The organism is Flavobacterium arcticum (assembly GCF_003344925.1).
Classification (GTDB): domain Bacteria; phylum Bacteroidota; class Bacteroidia; order Flavobacteriales; family Flavobacteriaceae; genus Flavobacterium; species Flavobacterium arcticum.
In genome coordinates, this window is sequence record NZ_CP031188.1 from 842007 (window position 1) to 862429 (window position 20423).

Consider the following 20423-nt stretch of genomic DNA (forward strand, 5'->3'; position numbering starts at 1 on the left):
ATCTTTTATTAAAATTTTATTACAACAACTGCTTCTTTTATCTCACTATAAGATATTTCGGCTCTTTTTTGCACGGTTTCTTTACCTTTCCCTATCTTTTTTGGCTCACGAGCCTTCCATTCCATAACTACAAACTCATCATTAGCCTCAGTAAGTGTAGCCTCAACTTCTTGGGTCTCTGTAACCACCTTTAGTGTTCTACCAAGGTTTTTAACATATTGCCTTTTGTTTGTTAAGGGTGTAGTAGCGCCAGCAGAAGTTACTTCCAACGAAAAATCATGTTCTTCCCTGTCAAGATTATGTTCTATCGCACGGCTTACATTAATACAATCCTGCAGGTTCACTCCGTTATCGCCATCCAGGGTTACCATGATTTTATTCGAATCCGTAATCTTCAGGTCAATAAGAAAGAGTGAAGGGCTTTCTATAAGTGCCTCTTCAAGCAGAGTGCTTACTTTCTCTTTAAATATCATATTCATTATAAAAAGAGGGGACTACAGCCCCCTCATTATTTAGTTTTCCATTAAATAACCGCGCAAATATACTAATTATTTTTATATATTGAAAATCATTGGATAATGTAAAATAAATTCTTAATTTTATATTATAAAAATAACACAGAAATTTGTCAATACTTTAAGATTTACTCCAATTATTATGAAAAAAATCCTAGTCCCAACAGACTTTTCCGAACATGCTGAACATGCACTAAAAGTAGCCGCACAAATTGCGCGTAAAAATAATGGTGAAATTTACCTACTACATCTTCTTGAATTACCTAATCACGTAGCTGATGATGGTATAGGAGAAAGCAATGCTGTAGGCGGAAGCGCAGGAATACCTGAAGTGATGTTCTTTATGAAAAAAGTACGCGAGCGTTTTGAAGAAATCGTAAACGCTCCATACTTAGAAGGAATTAAGATTGTTGAAGCAATACAGTTTGAAAAAGCCTTTGACGGCATCATGAAACACAGTAAAGATCACGGCATAGACCTTATCGTAATGGGTTCTCATGGAGCAAGTGGTTTTAGAGAAATGTTTATAGGCTCTAACACTGAGAAGGTTGTAAGAACATCTAGCGTACCAGTATTAGTCATTAAAAAAGATGAAGGAGAGTTTACGCCTCAAAAATTTGTTTTTGCATCTGATTTCTCTAAAGAAATAAAAGAACCTTTCGCAAAAGTGGTAGAATTTGCCAATACTTTTAACATGGAACTAGATCTTGTATACGTGAACACTCCAAACGATTTCAAATCTACCCATGCAGCAGAAAAACTAATGCTTGAATTTGCATCAGGATTCAACATAAACAACCTTAACACTCACATTTATAATGATGTAAATGTAGAAAAAGGAATACTGCATTTTGCCAATAGCATTGATGCTGATATGATTGGTATGTGTACACACGGAAGACAAGGACTTGCTCACTTTTTTAACGGAAGTATAAGCGAAGATCTTGTTAACCATGCCGTTAGACCAGTAGTTACCTTTAAAATATAATTAAGAAAGTTATAAAAATAAAAAAACCTCTCAAAATATTGAGAGGTTTTTTGTTGGCCCACTAGGTCTCGAACCTAGACTCTTCTGTACCAAAAACAGACGTGTTACCAATTACACCATAGGCCATTCTTCTTCATTGCGGGTGCAAATATAAGACACATTTTCTCTTTTCCAAAATTTTACACAAAAAAAATATTAAAAATTTATTTTTAGCGTTCTGTAAGGAATATACAGTATTATTGTAAGAATATATAAGTATTTATAAGTCAGACTATGATCAATTTTAATTTAAAAAAATGGAACCTTATTATTGGGTGGATAATATTTACTATTGCCTTTATTGTTTATAGCATTACAGTAGAACCTACTGTGAGTTTTTGGGATAGTGGGGAATATATCGCTACTGCCGCAAAACTACAAGTTGGTCACCCACCAGGCGCACCACTATATCAACTCACAGGAGCATTTTTTGCAATGTTTGCTTCTGGAAAAGAGAATATAGCACCGATGGTCAATATGGTATCTGTACTTTCTGCTGCATTCACTATACTCTTTATGTTTTGGTCAACAACATTACTACTCAAAAACCTCATCATACGCTTTACAGAAATCAATAAACAAAATAGCATTATGATTCTTGGGAGCGCTGCTGTAGGCTGCCTTGCTTTTGTGTTTTCAGATAGTTTTTGGTTTAATGCTACCGAAGCCGAGGTATATGCTATGGCATCATTATTTATAGCAATATTATTTTGGGCAGGACTACGCTGGGGCGAAGAAATGCACCTACCACATGGTAACCGATGGCTATTACTCATCTCGTTATTAACAGGTTTATCTTTCGGCGTTCATTTCCTTGCATTACTTACCATACCTTCTATAGGGCTTATTTATTATTTTAAGAACTACGAAAAAATCACCATCAAAAACTTCACCATAGCCAATATTAGTATTGTAGGGGTGCTTCTATTTGTGTTTATGCTCCTTATGCCTTACACATTAGCTCTTTTTGCAAAAACTGAAATATTTGTAGTAAACAGTCTTGGTATGCCTTTTAATTCAGGTACAATTATCATGTTCCTCCTTACAGGTTTCTTATTTTATAGTGGGTTAAAATATACTCGTAAAAAACAACTACCATTATACAACACATTGTTACTGTGCTTACTGTTCATCTACACAGGTTTTTCGTCATGGATGATGTTATCTGTTCGTGCCAACACTAACATAACTATCAATGAGAATCCACCAACTAATGCTGCTGAATTACTTGCCTATTATAATCGTGAAAATTACCAAGAACAAAAAACATTTTACGGGTCTATGTACACACAGGCTTATGCCGGACTTGACAAAGAAAATCCATATACAGATGCCAAGCCCAACTATGAGCGCGATTATACTACAGGTAAATATGTAATTGTAAATCATTACAAAAATGCTAAACAAAACTTTGATAAAAATCATGAGGGGTTTTTACCACGACTGGCACACGAAAAAAACGCAGTAACTTATATGGCGTATGCTGGACCTCCGAAGTTTAAGGTAAACCCATATTATGATTTTGAAAAAGAACTACCTCAATATGGCGTGGATATTTCGCAATTAAGCCCCGAAGATACTGCTATTGCAGCATCACAATTGAAAGGGCAGTTGGAAAACGTTGTGGCAGAGTTTAAATCATCGTACAGGAAGGGTGAAATGGATAATACTGATTATAATTCTTTCCTGAAAAGTTATAGTCAATATCTTATCGTAGATAAGCCAACCCTAAGCGACAACTTGAGCTTTATGTTTAACTATCAGTTTGGGTATATGTACTGGCGCTACTTTATGTGGAATTTTGCAGGTCGTCAAAATGACATACAAGGTAAAGATGATATACTAAACGGCAACTGGATAAGCGGTATAAAAGCCGTTGATGAAATGCGACTTGGTGCACAGGAAAAACTAACAAGCGATATGCTGGGTAACAAAGGGCGTAATGCTTACTATTTTATACCGCTACTACTAGGACTTATCGGATTAGTATATCATGCCAAAAAAGATCTAAAAAGTTTTTACATACTACTGGTATTATTCCTCTTTACAAGCCTTGCACTAAAAGTATTTTTAAACGAAAGTCCATTTGAAGTACGTGAACGCGATTATGTACTGGTAGGTTCTTTCTACGTTTTTGGTATATGGATAGCCTTTGGGGTATATGCTTTATATGATATGCTAAAAAAACACATTAACCCAAAAGTGGTAACACCCGTAGTACTTGCCTGTACCCTACTTGCTGCTCCTGTACTTATGGCTAAAGAAAACTGGGATGATCATGATCGCTCTGGGCGTTATACGGCATTGGCTATGGCAAAAGCCTACCTCGATTCATGCGACCCTAAAGCTATACTATTTACCGTTGGCGACAATGATACATTTCCATTATGGTATGCACAAGAAATTGAAAGTTACAGAACTGATGTGCGAGTAGCATGTAGCACCTACTTACCTGCTGACTGGTATATTGACCAAATGAAAAGACAGGCGTATGATTCTACCCCATTACCTATATCGCTCTTACATGAGCAATACCGCGATGGCACACGCGACTATATGTTGTACAACCCGCGTACGGAGGAGCGAATGGATATTAAAGACTTTATGGCTTTTATATTGCTAGATGATGAACGTGCCAAAGTAGAAATGAATAACGGGCAGAAAATAAACTACTACCCTACTAACAAAATTCGAGTACCCGTTGATAAGGCACAAGTTATTAAAAACAAGGTAGTACCCGAAGCCTATTATGATGATATTGTTCCCTATATAGATATTGACTTGCCAGATGTGTTGTACAAGCACAACCTTATTACTCTCGATATAATAGCGAATAATAACTGGGAGCGTCCTATATATTTTACTGGCGGTAGTCCTGATGATGATTATTTCATATGGATGGAAGATTACCTACAACTGGAAGGTATGACTTATAAGCTTGTACCCATAAAAACGACTCCTGATGAAGATGCTCCTTTTGACTTTGGAAGGGTAAATGCTGAAAAAATGTATGATACCGTTATGAAATGGGATTGGGGTAACAGTAACAACCCTGATATATATCATGATCCGCAAACACTGCGAAACAGTGTTGCCTTCAAAAGAAACTTAGCCCGCCTATCAGACACTTTAATTAAAGAGGGGAAGACTGAAAAGGCAGTAAAAATAATAGACCTTGCTCTTGAAAAAATGCCCGTTGATTATTACCGTGCTTATTTTATGGATGAAGCCTTTGCTGATGGCTACTATCGCACTAGTAAAACAGAAAAAGCAAGGCAGTTACTTAACAAACTTACGAGAAAATATAAAGAGAATCTCGATTATTATCATTCGCTTGCGCCCTCATTGCAAAACTCATTATACTATAATATTCTTAGAGATATAGAAAGCTATAGAAGCTTATTATTGATAATGAAAGAGAATAAAGACATCACACTTTATGAAAAGCACAAAAAAGAGTTTAATCAATTTAATCAGATGTTTACACGGTTTGACCGAGAAAATGAATAAGCAAAAAGGTTATCAGTAACAGCAGTGGTTTAAACCACTACTGTTCATTTTATAAGCGACTATAAAAAACAACTCGAATACTATTACCTTAAACAAAAAAAATAGTTTCTTTGCATATCAAATAATCTGGTACAATTTATAATACATGATAACATTTAATTATAAGAAATGGAATACACTGCTTGGCTGGTTTGTTTTTGCCATAGCAATGACTGTATATTCGTTAACTGTAGAACCTACCCTTAGTTTTTGGGACTGTGGTGAGTATATTGCCACTGCTGCAAAGCTCGAAGTAGGTCACCCACCAGGAGCTCCGCTCTTCCAAATGATGGGTGCATTTTTCGCCATGTTTGCTACCAGTCCAGATAAGGTTGCTCTTATGGTTAATATGGTATCCGTAGTATCAAGTGCATTTACTATACTATTTCTATTTTGGTCAGTTACCATTATTTTAAGAACAATTATTTCCCGATTTTCAGAATTTGACAATAATAGTGCTATAGCCATATTAGGTAGTGCCTTTGTAGGGGCTTTGGCATTAACTTTCTCTGATAGTTTCTGGTTTAATGCTACTGAAGCCGAGGTATATGCTATGGCTTCTTTATTCATTGCACTTTTATTATGGCTGGGACTGCGCTGGGAACAGGATATGCATACACCACGTGGTAACAAATGGTTGCTTATTATATCGCTTGTAGTAGGATTATCTTTCGGAGTACACTTTATGGCACTCCTTGCTATACCTGCTATAGGGTTTATTTATTTCTTTAAAAATTATGAAAATGTAACTATTAAGAGTTTCCTTATAGCCAATGTAATTATTGTAGCTATACTACTTTTCATCTTCAAACTGTTATTACCTTATACCATGGCACTTTTCGGGAAAACCGAAATATTTATGGTAAACAGCTTAGGTATGCCATTTAACTCGGGTACAATTTTTATAGGGTTAGTTATTATTGCATTCTTTTACTTCGGGCTTACTTATACTCACAAAAAAGGGCTTCCGTTGTACAACACTATATTACTTTCTACACTATTTATACTTATAGGTTTCTCTACATGGATGATGCTACCTATTCGTGCTAATGCTAATGTAGTTATTAATGAGAACCGCCCTTCGGATGCTGCCGAAGTATTAGCTTACTATAACAGGGAGCAGTATGGCGAGCAAAAATTATTTTATGGCCCTATGTATTCTGATACTTATGCGGGACTTGACAAAAACAATCCATATGAAGATGAGAAACCTAACTATCAAAGAGATTACAAAACAGGTAAATATGTAATTGTAAACAATTATAAAAACGCCAAACAAAATACCGACGACAGACATAAAGGTTTTATGCCAAGAATGTGGAGCACAGAACATGCTGTAAATTATATGCGCTATACTAAGCCACTAGAATTCAAACTTGATCCTGCTATTGATTATGAAAGGGAACTGTACCAATATGGTATAGACCCTGAGCAAATGACAGAGCAAGAGTATGCAGACTATGTAAACCAAATAAGAGGCGAACTAGAAGGTACCGTAAATCAATTTAAAGCTGCTTACCGTTCTGGTGATGCTGATTTAGATGATTATAATAAATTTCTAAACTCTTACGGGCAGTATCTTGTTATAGAAAAGCCGTCGTTTTGGGATAACATGGATTATATGGTAAACTACCAGTTTGGCTATATGTACGGTAGGTACTTTATGTGGAATTTTGCCGGAAGACAAAATGACATACAAGGACGTGGCGATAATATGGACGGTAACTGGATAAGCGGTATAAAACCATTTGACACTATGAGGCTTGGCTCTCAGGATAATCTATCTTCTGACCAAACGAACAATAAAGGGCGCAATATGTATTTTATGATTCCGCTTATATTAGGGCTTATTGGTGTAACCTATCATGCTTTTAAAGACATTAAAAGTTTTTATGTACTGTTAATTTTATTCCTATTTACAGGACTTGCTTTAAAAGTATATCTTAACGAACGTCCGTTTGAACCACGTGAAAGAGATTATGCTCTTGTAGGATCTTTCTTTGTGTTCTCTATGTGGATAGGCTTTGGAGTATATGCTATATATGATACTATTAAAAATTATATTAAACCTAAAATAGCAGCTCCTCTTGTTATTGTAGTAACACTTTTGGCAGCACCAATATTAATGGGTTCTCAAAACTGGGACGACCATAACCGTTCAGGGCGTTATACAGCCTTAGCAATGGCAAAAGCTTACCTGTCATCGTGCGAACCTAATGCTATACTATTTACCATTGGTGATAACGATACTTTCCCTCTTTGGTACGCACAAGAGGTAGAAGGTTACCGTACCGATATCAGGATTGTAAATACTAGCCTATTTATGACTGACTGGTATATTGACCAAATGAAAAGACAAGCATACGAATCGAAACCAATGCCTATTTCGTTTAAACACGAGCAATATGTACAAGGCACTAGAGATTACATGTTACATATCCCTGAAACAGATGAACGATGGGATATTAAAACGTTCCTTAAATTTATAGGATCAGATGACCCTCGTGTTAAAAAAGAACTTAATAATGGGCACATGGTAAATTATTACCGTACCAACAAAATAAGACTTACTGTTGACAAGGAAAACATTATTAAAAACAAAGCCGTAAGTCCTGCACAGTATGACTCTATTGTGCCTTACATCGATATTGATATTAAAGGTGATGCATTGTATAAAAACCGCCTTATGATGCTCGATATACTAGCGAATAACAACTGGGAACGCCCTATCTATTTTACAGGCGGTAGCTTTGGTGATGATGATTACCTGTGGATGAAAGATTACCTGCAACTAGATGGTATGGTGTTTAAACTTGTTCCTATACGCACACCAATACCTAAAGATGGTAGTCCGCTAGACATGGGGTATATAGATGCCGATAAAATGTATGATATTGTAATGCAATGGGATTGGGGTAACAGCGATAGCCCAAATATATATCATGATCCTGAAACCCGTAAAAACAGTATTACTTTCCGTACTAACCTAGCAAGATTAATGGAAAAACTGATTGAAGAAGGTAAAGAAGAAAAAGCCAAAAAGATAATCGACTTGGCTATGGAAAAAATGCCTTTAGAATATTATGGCTATTATACGCTTTTAGAACCTTTTGCTACAGGGTATTATAAAACAGGTAATAAAGAAAAAGCAAGGACAATGCTTGCTACTCTTATTAAAAAATATCAGGAAAGCTTAACATTTTATAAAGGACTTAAAATAAGCCAGCAGGATGCACACCACATTGACATTATTACAGATATAGAGCGTTACAGAAGCCTATTATGGATAATGAAAGAACAAGGTGATACTGCCCTTTACAATAAAGAAAAACCAGCTTTTAATAAGTATAACGAGATGTTTAAGCGCTACCAAAGAGACAGCGAATAATACTTACAAAATAATATGTAATTTTGAGAGGTAGTATCATTTAGATACTGCCTCTTTTACTTTATAAAAATAAGAATAATGAAAATGTATTGGGTAAAAACACGATGGTTTATAAAGCGTCTATTTTCAGGCTTTGTGTGGGATATACCTAACACGAGTAAAACCGTATACCTTACTTTTGATGATGGTCCTACCCCCGAAATCACCGAATGGGTACTCGATATATTACGTCCGCACGATATTAAAGCGACCTTTTTTTGTATTGGTAACAATATAGAAAAACACCCTGATATCTTCAATAAAATAATTACCGAAGGGCATGCTATAGGTAACCACACCTTTAACCACCTCAACGGTTGGAATACTAATAATGCAACATATATTGATAATATAGAGGCTACGGAAACAGCTATCCTAAAAAGAAATCCTGAATTTGAGAAAGTGAAGCTATTTCGCCCTCCTTACGGTAAGATGAAAAGAACACAGGCAAAATACGTGCGCAGTAAAGGCTACAGGATAATAATGTGGGATGTGTTAAGCGCTGATTTTGACAAGAGTATAAGCCCTGAAAAATGCTTTAAAAACGTTGTAAATACTACTCGCGAAGGTAGCGTGATTATTTTTCACGATAGCATAAAGGCAGCAACCAATATGCAATATGCACTACCATTGGTCATAAATTATTTAAAAGAAAAAGGATTTAGGTTTGCAAAAATTAGCTAGCCTGTTCCTGTACCAATGTAATAATGGTATTCGCATCGAGCTCGCCCGATTGTCTCCATACCATCTGCCCATCTTTATAAATCATAAGTGTAGGTAACCCTTTTATTCTAAGGGCATCTGCAAGCTCCTGATTTTTATCTACATCAATTTTTATCACTTTGGCTTTGTCTCCAAGAGCAGCAGCTACATCACGCATTACTGGGTGCATAGATACTGATGGCTCATTCCATTCTGTATAAAAATCGATCAGTACTGGCACTTGGGAGTTAATAAGTTCTCCGAATTTTGACATAAATTAAAATTTAAACCGACCTAAAGCTTTTATATCTCGCTAAAATTTACACAAATATAACAATTTTAGTAATCTATGCTATTTTTTGACCTTTTTTTAGCTCTAAAACAGTGATTTCTGGCCATATTCCTACCCTACCTGGGTAAGCATGAAAACCAAAACCTCTATTTACATATATATAGCGACCTGTTTTTTCATATAGCCCTGCCCATTGTTTGTATACATATTGCACAGGACTCCACTTTATAAAACCTGGTATTTCTATACCAAATTGTAACCCATGTGTATGCCCGCTAAGCGTAAGGTGATAGTTATTCGCATTATCTTTCACTTCATATTCCCAGTGCGATGGGTCATGACTCATCAGTATTTTAAAATCTTCAGGAGTTAATCCTTTAGATGCTTTTGGCAAATCGCCTGCTTTTTTAAAATTATGCCCCCAGTTCTCTACTCCTACTAGGGCTATTTCTTGTCCGTCCTTATTAATTTTTACATTTTCATTAAGCAGTAACTTAAAGTCAATTTGACGGTGTAGGTCTTTTATTGCTTCAAAGTTGTCTTGTTTCTCCTTTTCAGTATTCCAAGTAACATACTCACCATAATCATGATTACCTAATACAGAATATTTACCCAATGTAGGTGTTTCTATACGTTTAAAAGTATCAACCCAAGGATGCATTTCATGTGCATGAGTATTTACAATATCACCTGTAAACAGTACAATATCTGATTTTTGTTCGTTAATAAGATTAATGGCATGGCTTATTTCATCAGGATCATCAAAACTACCACTGTGTACATCAGATATTTGTGTAATGGTAAGTCCGTCAAAATTTTCCGGAAGGTCAGGGAAATAAATTGTTTTTTTCCTGACTTTAAAATTATACTTGCCTTTTGTAACACCATATAATAAAGACAGAAATGGTATCGCTGCCAAGCCTAATGCAATTTGGCTTACAAATTTTCGTCTTTCACTAAAAAATGATTCGTTACTATCACCTAAAAACTCTCTCATTAACCCTCCAATAATACGGGTAACATCTTCCAAAATCATCATACTCGCTATGATCATTTTAGGAACAAAAGTTATAAGCAGTAAACCAATGGTAAACAAGCTCTGCTTGTTTTGCCCTACACTCCTGTCAAACTGTGTAAACGAATAAGCAATATATAAGATTATAAAAAGAGAAATCCCTTGATAAGCCCACAACAACCAGCGAAGTTTAGTAACAGTACGCAATGCCTGAAAGGCATATATCTCTACTACAGCCACAAAAACGAATAATAATATCCAACGAAACATTTATATACATGATTTAATATACAAAGTAACGAATAACGATGCTAAATGTTACAGAATAAATGACAGTTATAGAAATTAATCTTTATACATAACGTGTAGCTTCTTATTTTACATTGGTTTGTTTATTTTTACGGTCAAATACATTTTTTATGTCACAGCAAAAACGACTTTTTCTACTCGATGCCTATGCGCTTATATTTCGCGGTTATTACGCCTTTATAAAAAATCCACGAATCAACTCAAAAGGTATGGACACCTCGGCTATAATGGGGTTCATGAACTCGTTACTCGATGTTATAAAGCGTGAAAAACCCGACCATCTTGCTGTAGCTTTTGATAAAGGTGGAAGTGCCGTGCGTACAGAAATGTTTGTTGAATATAAAGCTAACCGTGATGAAACACCTGAAGCTATAAAAATTGCAATACCCTATATACAAGACATTCTTAAAGCAATGCACATACCTATTATAGAGTTAGCTGGCTGCGAAGCTGATGACCTCATAGGTACTATAGCCAAGCAAGCCGAAAAAGAAAACTATCAGGTATTTATGGTAACGCCCGATAAAGATTTTGCACAATTAGTGTCTGAAAATATATTTATGTACCGCCCTGCACGTATGGGTAACGGTATAGAGATATGGGGCGTACCCGAAATACAAGAACGTTTTGAAGTAGAACGCCCTGAACAAGTAATTGACTTTTTAGGGATGATGGGGGATGCTGTAGATAACATACCAGGACTACCGGGGGTGGGCGAAAAAACAGCCAAAAAATTCCTGAAACAATACGGCTCTATGGAAAACCTGTTAGCCAACACGCATGAGCTAAAAGGAAAAATGAAAGAGAATATAGAAGCTAATAAGGAAAAAGGCATTATGTCGAAGAAGCTGGCAACCATACTTCTTGACTGCGATGTTACCTTTAACGAAAATGATTATGAACTCTCTAAACCTGATACCGAGAAAACAGAAGCTATTTTTCAGGAATTGGAGTTTAGGAGAATGACAGAGCAGTTTCATAAACTATTTGTGCAAGATGCTGAAAATACTACTGTGCCACCACAAGGCACAGCACCCTCAAAAAGTGTAGCGAAGCAAAAAGATACACAACAAACATCGTTATTTGGCGAGCCAGCAACAGGAGAAGCTACAACACCTAATGCTGACTTTTATAAAAAACTAGACACTACTAATCATGTATATCAAGCTATACAAGGCGGTATAGGTTTAAGCCTGTTACTACGTGATATGCTACAACAAAAAACAGTATGTTTTGACACTGAAACCACGGGGCTTGACGCGCTTACTGCCGAGTTGGTAGGAATCTCTTTTTCTTGGGAGACAGGTAAAGGATTTTATGTACCTGTACCCGAAAACCGTGATGAAGCACAAGAATTAATCAACAAATTTATCCCGTTTTTTGAAGATGAAAATATTGAAAAAGTAGGACAAAATTTAAAATATGACCTCAAAGTACTAGCCAATTACGGCATTACCGTAAAAGGAAAACTTTTTGATACCATGATTGCACATTACCTTATTAACCCCGATATGCGCCATAACATGGATATACTTGCCGAAACCTACCTTAGCTATTCGCCTATGCCGATAGTAGAGCTTATTGGTAAAAAAGGTAAAAACCAGAAGAGTATGCGCGATGTAGAAATTGACCTTGTAAAAGAGTATGCTACAGAGGACGCCGATATTACACTACAACTAAAAGAGATTTTTGAACCACAACTTGAAGAGGCAGCTACCCGAAAGTTATTCGACGAAATAGAAATTCCGCTTGTACCTGTGCTTGCTGCTATGGAGCGTGAAGGTATTAATCTTGATACTGATTATTTAAAAAAATTATCAGATGAGTTAGCAAGAGATATTAAAGGGCTTGAAGAAAAGATATATGAAACCGCAGGCGAAACCTTTAACCTTGCTTCGCCAAAACAACTGGGCGATATATTATTTGACAAATTAAAAATAGGCGGACCTAAACAAAAGAAAACCAAAACAGGACAGTACGCCACGGGCGAAGAAATACTTTCGTACTTGGCAAAAGATAACCCGATAGTAGAAAACATACTGAATTGGCGACAAATAGTAAAACTACAAAACACCTATGTAGATGCTTTACCATTGCAAGTAAACGAAAAGACTAAACGTGTACATACAGATTATATGCAAACGGTTGCTGCAACAGGACGTTTAAGCTCTAACAACCCAAACCTACAAAATATACCGATACGTACTGAAAGAGGACGACAGGTGCGTGCAGCATTTATAGCACGTGACGAAAATTACACACTGCTTTCTGCCGATTACTCGCAAATAGAACTACGTATTATTGCAGCACTAAGTGGTGACCCAGAGATGGTAAATGCTTTTAAAAACGGAGAGGATATTCATGCCTCTACTGCTGCAAAAGTGTTTGATGTACCATTAGAAGATGTGACTCGCGAACAACGTAGCCATGCCAAAACAGTTAACTTTGGTATTATATATGGTGTTTCGGCATTTGGGTTGAGTAACCAAACTTCGTTAAGTCGATCGGAATCGAAAGATCTTATCGATGCTTACTACAAAACCTACCCTACATTAAAGCAATACATACAAGACCAAATAGAAATGGCACGCGAGCAAGGTTATGTGCAAACCATACTAGGTAGAAGACGCTACCTAAAAGATATTAATTCGCAAAACGCCGTAGTGCGTGGTGGTGCCGAGCGTAATGCTGTGAATGCGCCTATACAAGGTAGTGCCGCTGACATTATTAAGATTGCAATGATAAATATACAGCAAAAACTGGTTAGCGAAAACTGGAAAAGCAAAATGTTACTGCAAGTACATGATGAGCTTGTTTTTGATGTACACAACAGCGAACTAGACCTTATAAAGCCTATGATAAAGTATGAAATGGAAAACGCCTTTAAGCTAGATGTACCATTAGATGTTGATATGGGAACGGGCAATAATTGGCTTGAGGCGCATTAATTGTAACAAATTAAATAGTTATTAGTCTTACTGATATCTAAAACAATCATCAATATGAAAAAATATCTATTTATCCTTTTTACAGCAAGCACTGCAATAGCTACTTATGCACAGAGCGAACCTAAATTCCAAAAAATTGACAGTGTACTTACCTACTTTACTACCAATGATAAGTTTATGGGCTCTGTTACTATACGAGAAAAAGATAAAATAGTTTTTGAAAAAGCTTATGGCTATGCCGATCTTGAAAACAAAGTAAAGGCTAATGTTGACACTAAATACAAGATTGGGTCTATTACCAAAATGTTTACTTCTTCTATTATTTTTCAATTAATAGAAGAGAAAAAACTAACGCTTGACACGAAACTGGCAGAATACTACCCACAAATAAAAAATGCAGACAGCATCAGTATAAAAAACCTCTTGAACCATAGTAGTGGTATTTATAATTTTACAAATGATAGTCTTTTTATGGATTATGTCGAAACACCGCAAACGCGCAAAGCCATGTTACAACGCATTACCGATTACGGTTCGGTTTTTAATCCTAATGAAAAAGCCGATTATAGCAATAGCAATTATCTATTATTAGGCTATATTATAGAAGACATCACCAATAAACGCTATAAAGATGTTGTTAATGAAAGAATTATAAAAAAATTAAAACTAAAAAACACCTACTATTACGGCAAAATAAACCCAAAGCGTAATGAGGCATATTCTTACTCTCTGGATGGTGATAGCTGGTTAAAACGTGAAGAATGGCATGAGTCAGTAACTTTTGCTGCTGGTGCACTGCAAAGCACTCCTACTGACTTAACAAAGTTTATTAGAGCCTTATTTGAAGGTGATATTATAAAAAAAGAGTCGCTTGAAGAAATGAAAACGATGGACTTTGGTTACGGGAAAGGTGTTTTCATATTTCCATTTGGCGAACGTCGTTTTTATGGGCATAACGGGGGTATAGAAGGTTTTTCATCCGTATTAGGTTACTATCCAAAAGACGAGTTGAGTATTGCTATGACAGTTAATGGTGAAGGGTATGACTCTAACCAAATATTAATTGGTGTATTGAGTAGTTATTATAAAGTACCTTATCGTTTGCCAAACTTAAAAACAGCTCAGGTAACTCAAGAAACGCTTAAAAGTTATGAAGGTACATACGCTTCGCCAACCATACCATTAAAGATAACTATAAAACTTGTAGGCGACCAGCTAACGGCTCAAGCTACAGGGCAGGGTGCTTTCCCTTTAAACCCATTAAGCGATACCGAGTTTAACTTTGAACCTGCTGGTATTATCATTAGCTTTAAAGAAAATGGTTTTGCTATACACCAAGGCGGAACAGTTAATGAGTTTACTAAAGAATAAAGAAGTAATACTTGTATCAACTCAATTCAAATATTATTTTTGTTTAAAATTCATCCACCTATGAGAAAAAACAAAAAAGTAAGCAACTACACCTTAGCGATGGTAGCACTAATACTACTATTCTGGTCATTGAGAGATAGCCTTATCGATTTAAGCACAAACGTTGTTTTGGTAATTAGCGTTAGTTTTGTTGCTCTAGTTTCTTTTATGGCTTATTTAAAGTTTAGAGAAGATAAAAAAGCTGGCACTGTAGATTATGGAAGAATCGCTATAGGTGGTGTTTTTATAGCACTGACTATAGGTTATGGCATATATGACTACATATCGTTTCCATACTAATTGCCTTAAAAACTTTAAAGAAAAATTAAAAACCGCTATATGCTTAAAACATATAGCGGTTATTTTATTTATAATTTTCTGGTAGATTCTCTTTGTCTTAATTCCGTTTTAATAACCTTAGTTACATATTCCGGCTCTTCCTCTTCTTTAGACTCTAATCGATTAATAAGCATCTCGGCAGCAGCTTCCCCTATTTCGGGACCGTGCTGGCTCACGGTTGAAAGACTTGGCGTTAGTCGTCTTGACCATACCCCATCGGCAAAGCCTATAATATTAAGTTCTTCAGGTATTTTTACACCTCGCTTAATTGCCATTTTCATCGCCATTACAGAGGCGTGCTCATCAAGGGCAAAAACACCATCTATATTTTTATCAAAAATAGAAGCTAATTTATTATCAAATTCTTCTGGGTTATCGGTAAGCAATATTACATCTTCATTTACCTGATACTTATTATCAGATAATGCTTTCCTATAACCGTCGGCACGTAATTTACCTACACTAAGATTATCTATAGTAGAAACTAAAGCTATATTTTTACAATTCAGCTTTATCATGTGGTTAACTGCGTGTACTGCCGAATCGAAATCATCTACAATAACCTTATCACAGTTTACCTCGTCAGATATTCTATCGAACATTACTATAGGTAAATCATCAGACATGGCTTCTTTAAAATGTTTAAATTCCTGCTGCATTTGTGTTTCTTCTGACACAGATAATATAAAACCATCTATAGTACCATTACTAAGCATATCCATAGCATGAATTTCTTTTTCAAGTGACTCATTAGAGATACATGTTATTACATTATATCCTCTTGCATTAGCAGCCATTTCTATACCGCTAAACACTTTAGCAAAAAACGGGTTGAGTATATTAGGGATAATAACACCTATGGTTTTAGAGCGCTTATTCTTTAGGTTTACAGCCATATTATTTGGCTTGTAATTTTTAAGTTTAGCAAACTCCTGAACTCTTATTTTGGTAGGTTCGCTAATCTCAGGACTATTACTCAGCGCTTTTGACACTGTTGAAACGGAGACATTGAGTTCTTTTGCAATTTGCTTTAATGTGGCTTTCTGTTTCATATCCTGATAAATTTAATTTCACGTAAAATAACGAAAAAAATACGAAAACTATACTACAGTTACTAATACTACTACCTAAAAAAACATGACTAAAAGCATATCCTAAGCAATAATTTACAATCCCATATCTTAAAAGCTAATACAAATAGTACTAATTCATTTATTATATAATATAGAATCGCAAGTACTTTTATTTGTAAAATAAAAGTACTTATACTTAAGATAACTAAACACAACTACATCAAACAACATAAAAGTTAAATTTTAATTAAAAAAAGTTAAATAAAAGGTTATTTTTGCATTTCAACAAACAGATAAACACCACTTTAAAGCAATATCTTACATTAAAAACTAATACAGTTATTTTTAAATTAACCTTTTTAACCCCATTACTCCATGAATAAATTTACAATTCCAAAATCATTTTTGGTATTTCTATCATTAATAACTTTTAGTATTTCTTGGTCTCAAGAAATTGCTATCAATGAAATTATGTCATCAAACGATGCTACTCTGACCGATGAGGATGGAGATTTTGAAGATTGGATTGAACTATATAATTACGGAACAACTCCTGTGAATCTAGAGGGGTATGGTATTACCGATGACACTACAATTCCTTTTAAATGGGTTTTCCCTGCGCAGACACTACAGCCTAACGAATTTTTGTTAGTATGGGCATCTGACAAAGACAAGGTAATTGCTGGAGAACCGCTACACACTAATTTCAAAATCAGTTCTGGAGGAGAGACTATTGTATTAACAGACCCTGACGGGGTACTTGTTAATGAAGCACCCGCTATTGCATCAGAAACTGATGTTTCAATTGGTCGTCAGCCCGACGGTACTGGTTCATGGTTGTTTTTCTACTCTCCTACACCAGGGGTAGCTAATACAACTACTGGGTTATCTGAACTATTAGTTCCACCTACTTTTTCTCATGACTCGGGGTTATATACAGAATCATTTGATTTATTATTATCGCATAACAACCCTAATGCTGTAATTGTATATACAACAGATGGATCTGAACCTCAATTAGATAATATATCAGGGACTGTTTTTGAATATAAAAATGCTTATAAATTAGAAACCACTGATACACCAGGCCTTTTATTAACAGACTCTTATACATCGAACACCTATACTGTACCTGTTGCGGTTTATGATCGCTCTGCCGAGGCAGACCAATTAGCCAATAAGAATACGCGTCAGCACCCTTTATACACTCCTACAACACCTGTAAGAAAAGCCACTATTGTTAAAGCACGTGCTTATGTAGATGGTGTGGGGTCTAAAATTATTGCTAAAACATTCTTTATATGGAGTGAGGGCAACCCTTACCAAATACCTGTTATATCTCTTCAAATTCAAGAAAACTATTTATTTGATTATAATGATGGTACTTATACCGCAGGAGTTGATTTTGACACATGGAGAGAAAACAATCCTGATAACAACCAATGGTATAGACCCGAATGGTCTAATTACTGGAGAAGCGGTTCAGACTGGGAGTATCCTGTACATGTAGAATTTTTTGAATCAGGCTCTTTAAATTCTGTAATGAATATTAATGGAGGTTTCAGGATTCACGGAAACAACTCTAGAGCCTTGGCTATTAAAAACCTTAGACTGTATGCACGAAGCGAATATGACGAAGCAAACACGTTTGAACATAACTTATTTGACGAAGTAATTCCTGATGCACCCGTACCTAACAATAATGAATTTAAACGCATTATGTTAAGAGGTGACGGCACTGGAGGAGCTATCGCCTATGATGTTGTATTTAATCGTATTATGCAACCTGTATTTAATGGTGTTACCCGAATAAAACCAGCTATTCATTTTATTAATGGTGAGTTTTGGGGGCTTACAACTCTTAGAGATCGTTTTGACAAACATCATTATGCTTTAAATTTTGACTTGGATGAAGATAATATTATTCAGGTTGATTGTAAAGGTGGGAATTGTGAAATAGACGAAGGTGATGATACTGACTACCAAAGTTTTATTACCATGAGAGATTTTATCATTCAAAATGATATGGCAGATGAAAATTTATTTTCTCAAGTCAATGACATTCTAGACATGGAATCTTTTATAGATCACATGGTTCTAGAAGTTTATGCCGCAAATGATAGTTACGAAAGAAATTTTTGGAGAGTTCGAGATGTAGAAAATGAGTCTTACGGAGATGGGAAATGGCGTTTAAACGTACAAGATTTTGAAGCGTCTTTAAAGAGTGAAACGAACTGGATGCAACATTGGGGCGACATGACCGAATCGGCTAATGAATCTTTCTTAGGGGAGTTATTAGCTAATGACGGTTTTAAAACAGCTTTTATAAATCGTTTTGCTGATATTTTAAATACAGCATTTACAACCCAACGTTTCAACGCTATAACAAACGAAACTTTTGACGAAATTGAACCTTATCTAACAGAAGACATAAACCGTTTTCCAAGACAATTCTTCTACCAAGATATAGAAAAACAAAACTTATTAAACTGGGGTACAGAAAGACCTGATATTCAAAGAGAACAAATTAGAACTTATTTTGACCTTACAGGAACAGTCGATTTAATATTAAATGTTTCTAATACCGACGCTGGTAACATTAAAATAAATACTGTTAGTATAGAACCATCTACACCAGGTGTACCTGAAAATCCTTACCCATGGACGGGTATTTATTTTAACAACATACCTGTAACTCTAGAGGCTACAGCAATGCCTGGATATGTATTCTCTCATTGGTCTGGCGATGTTAATAGTACAGATGTAGCCATAACAGTTACCCCAAATAGTAATATGGAAATTCAGGCTAATTTTGAACCAGAAGCAGCAGGAGAAGAAATTGTTTACTTCTGGCTTATGGATTCGGAAATTCCAAATGATACTCCTTTAGAAGAACTTGATGCAACCTATGCCGCAAATGAACTAACAGCAAAGATAATGTATAGCTCTTGTTTAGAAGGGTATCCTTTTACAAGTGCAGATGATAACTGGCGTAAAGCATCTATGGAACGTAAAAATAGTCCTACTCCTTTAAATTACTACCCTGAAGCTAATAATGACATTACTTATTCAGACGGAATAATGAAAGGAATACAAATTAAGCAACCTTTTAGAGTTGGAGATCTTGAAAACACTATCGAGCTACAAACTCCTACTACTAATCTGCAAAACATAAAACTTTCTCTTGCAATAGAGTCTAACGGTGCTGCACAAACTTTATTAGTAGACTACTGGAATGGTTCAGAATGGACTACTAATGGACTTGAGAACGCATCAGTTGCAATAGCTGACAGCTATGAAGTGAAAGAGTTTGATTTTTCTAATATTACTACCGCAAATAACAACCCTGATTTTAAAGTGCGTATTCGTTTTGACGGTACAGATATGTTTATTGATGAAGGAAATGAAGTTTACCTTAATAACATTGCTATTACAGGCGAAACAACACTAACTGTTATTACCCCTATAAGAGATGTAACTGTAAAAGTATACCCTAACCCTACTGATAACATAGTTAACATTGAAGCTAGCGAGGCTATAGATAAGGTTATTTTATACACTATTTATGGGCAAGCCGTACATCAATCTTCTCCTAAAAACCTTAATCATCAAATTGATTTAGAAAACTTACCTACAGGAATTTATTTACTTAAAGTGTTTTCAAATAACACCGAAAAAACAATTAAAGTAATTAAGCAATAATCAAAATTATTCATAACCAAAACCGCCCTTCTGCTCAAATGAACTGAAGGGCGGTTTTTTATTTTATCACTTCAAAGAGAAGAATCATAAATATATAACGAGTATTTTTCAGTCT

General features: G+C 35.5%; 12 protein-coding genes and 1 tRNA gene. 8 read left to right on the top strand and 5 right to left on the bottom strand.

All coding sequences use genetic code 11. The annotated features are described in order from the left end of the window. Positions 1–8 precede the first annotated feature (8 nt). A complete protein-coding gene (gene rimP, locus DVK85_RS03845; RefSeq protein ID WP_114678973.1) occupies positions 9–473 on the bottom strand; it encodes a ribosome assembly cofactor RimP in 465 nt (154 codons plus the stop codon). A gap of 184 nt (positions 474–657) precedes the next feature. Here rimP and DVK85_RS03850 point away from each other — a divergent pair, with 184 nt between their 5' ends. Continuing rightward, positions 658–1503: a universal stress protein gene (locus DVK85_RS03850; RefSeq protein ID WP_114677172.1), complete on the top strand. Its 846-nt coding sequence runs from the start codon at positions 658–660 to the stop codon at positions 1501–1503. A 53-nt stretch (positions 1504–1556) separates the two neighbouring features. Here DVK85_RS03850 and DVK85_RS03855 read toward each other — a convergent pair. After that, positions 1557–1629: transfer RNA gene (locus tag DVK85_RS03855), tRNA-Gln, on the bottom strand. Positions 1630–1776: 147 nt separating this feature from the next. Between DVK85_RS03855 and DVK85_RS03860 the strand changes: the two genes are divergently transcribed. From DVK85_RS03860 to DVK85_RS03870, 3 genes are all read left to right on the top strand, one after another. Continuing rightward, positions 1777–5052 carry a glycosyltransferase family 117 protein gene (locus tag DVK85_RS03860; RefSeq protein ID WP_114677173.1) on the top strand — a complete coding sequence of 1092 codons (3276 nt, stop codon included), beginning with the start codon at positions 1777–1779 and terminating at the stop codon, positions 5050–5052. A gap of 145 nt (positions 5053–5197) precedes the next feature. Continuing rightward, entirely contained in the window at positions 5198–8479 is a 3282-nt protein-coding gene (locus tag DVK85_RS03865) for a glycosyltransferase family 117 protein (RefSeq protein ID WP_114677174.1), read from the top strand. Between the two features lie 78 nt (positions 8480–8557). Then, positions 8558–9202, top strand: a complete 645-nt coding sequence (locus tag DVK85_RS03870; protein ID WP_114677175.1) for a polysaccharide deacetylase family protein — start codon at positions 8558–8560, stop codon at positions 9200–9202. Here the strand turns inward: DVK85_RS03870 and DVK85_RS03875 are convergent. Beyond that, positions 9195–9494 carry a thioredoxin family protein gene (locus tag DVK85_RS03875; RefSeq protein WP_114677176.1) on the bottom strand — a complete coding sequence of 100 codons (300 nt, stop codon included), beginning with the start codon at positions 9492–9494 and terminating at the stop codon, positions 9195–9197. The two genes, DVK85_RS03870 and DVK85_RS03875, sit on opposite strands and share 8 nt — an antisense overlap. Positions 9495–9567: 73 nt before the next feature. Further along, positions 9568–10797: a metallophosphoesterase gene (locus tag DVK85_RS03880; RefSeq protein ID WP_114677177.1), complete on the bottom strand. Its 1230-nt coding sequence runs from the start codon at positions 10795–10797 to the stop codon at positions 9568–9570. Positions 10798–10946: 149 nt separating this feature from the next. Between DVK85_RS03880 and polA the strand changes: the two genes are divergently transcribed. Genes polA through DVK85_RS03895 form a run of 3 tightly spaced genes read left to right on the top strand, consistent with a single transcriptional unit; the run spans position 10947 to position 15494 of the window. Continuing rightward, positions 10947–13784 (top strand): DNA polymerase I, encoded by a 2838-nt coding sequence (polA, locus tag DVK85_RS03885; RefSeq protein ID WP_114677178.1) that lies wholly within the window; start codon positions 10947–10949, stop codon positions 13782–13784. Positions 13785–13838: 54 nt separating this feature from the next. After that, entirely contained in the window at positions 13839–15155 is a 1317-nt protein-coding gene (locus DVK85_RS03890) for a serine hydrolase domain-containing protein (RefSeq protein WP_114677179.1), read from the top strand. 60 nt (positions 15156–15215) lie between these two features. Beyond that, on the top strand, positions 15216–15494 hold the full coding sequence (locus DVK85_RS03895; RefSeq protein WP_114677180.1) for a hypothetical protein: 279 nt from the start codon (positions 15216–15218) through the stop codon (positions 15492–15494). Positions 15495–15562: 68 nt separating this feature from the next. Here DVK85_RS03895 and DVK85_RS03900 read toward each other — a convergent pair whose 3' ends face one another. Then, entirely contained in the window at positions 15563–16585 is a 1023-nt protein-coding gene (locus DVK85_RS03900; protein WP_114677181.1) for a LacI family DNA-binding transcriptional regulator, read from the bottom strand. Between the two features lie 396 nt (positions 16586–16981). Between DVK85_RS03900 and DVK85_RS03905 the strand changes: the two genes are divergently transcribed. Then, the gene (locus tag DVK85_RS03905; protein ID WP_114677182.1) at positions 16982–20308 is read left to right on the top strand and encodes a CotH kinase family protein; all 3327 of its coding nucleotides are present in this window, start codon (positions 16982–16984) and stop codon (positions 20306–20308) included. Positions 20309–20423: the final 115 nt, after the last annotated feature.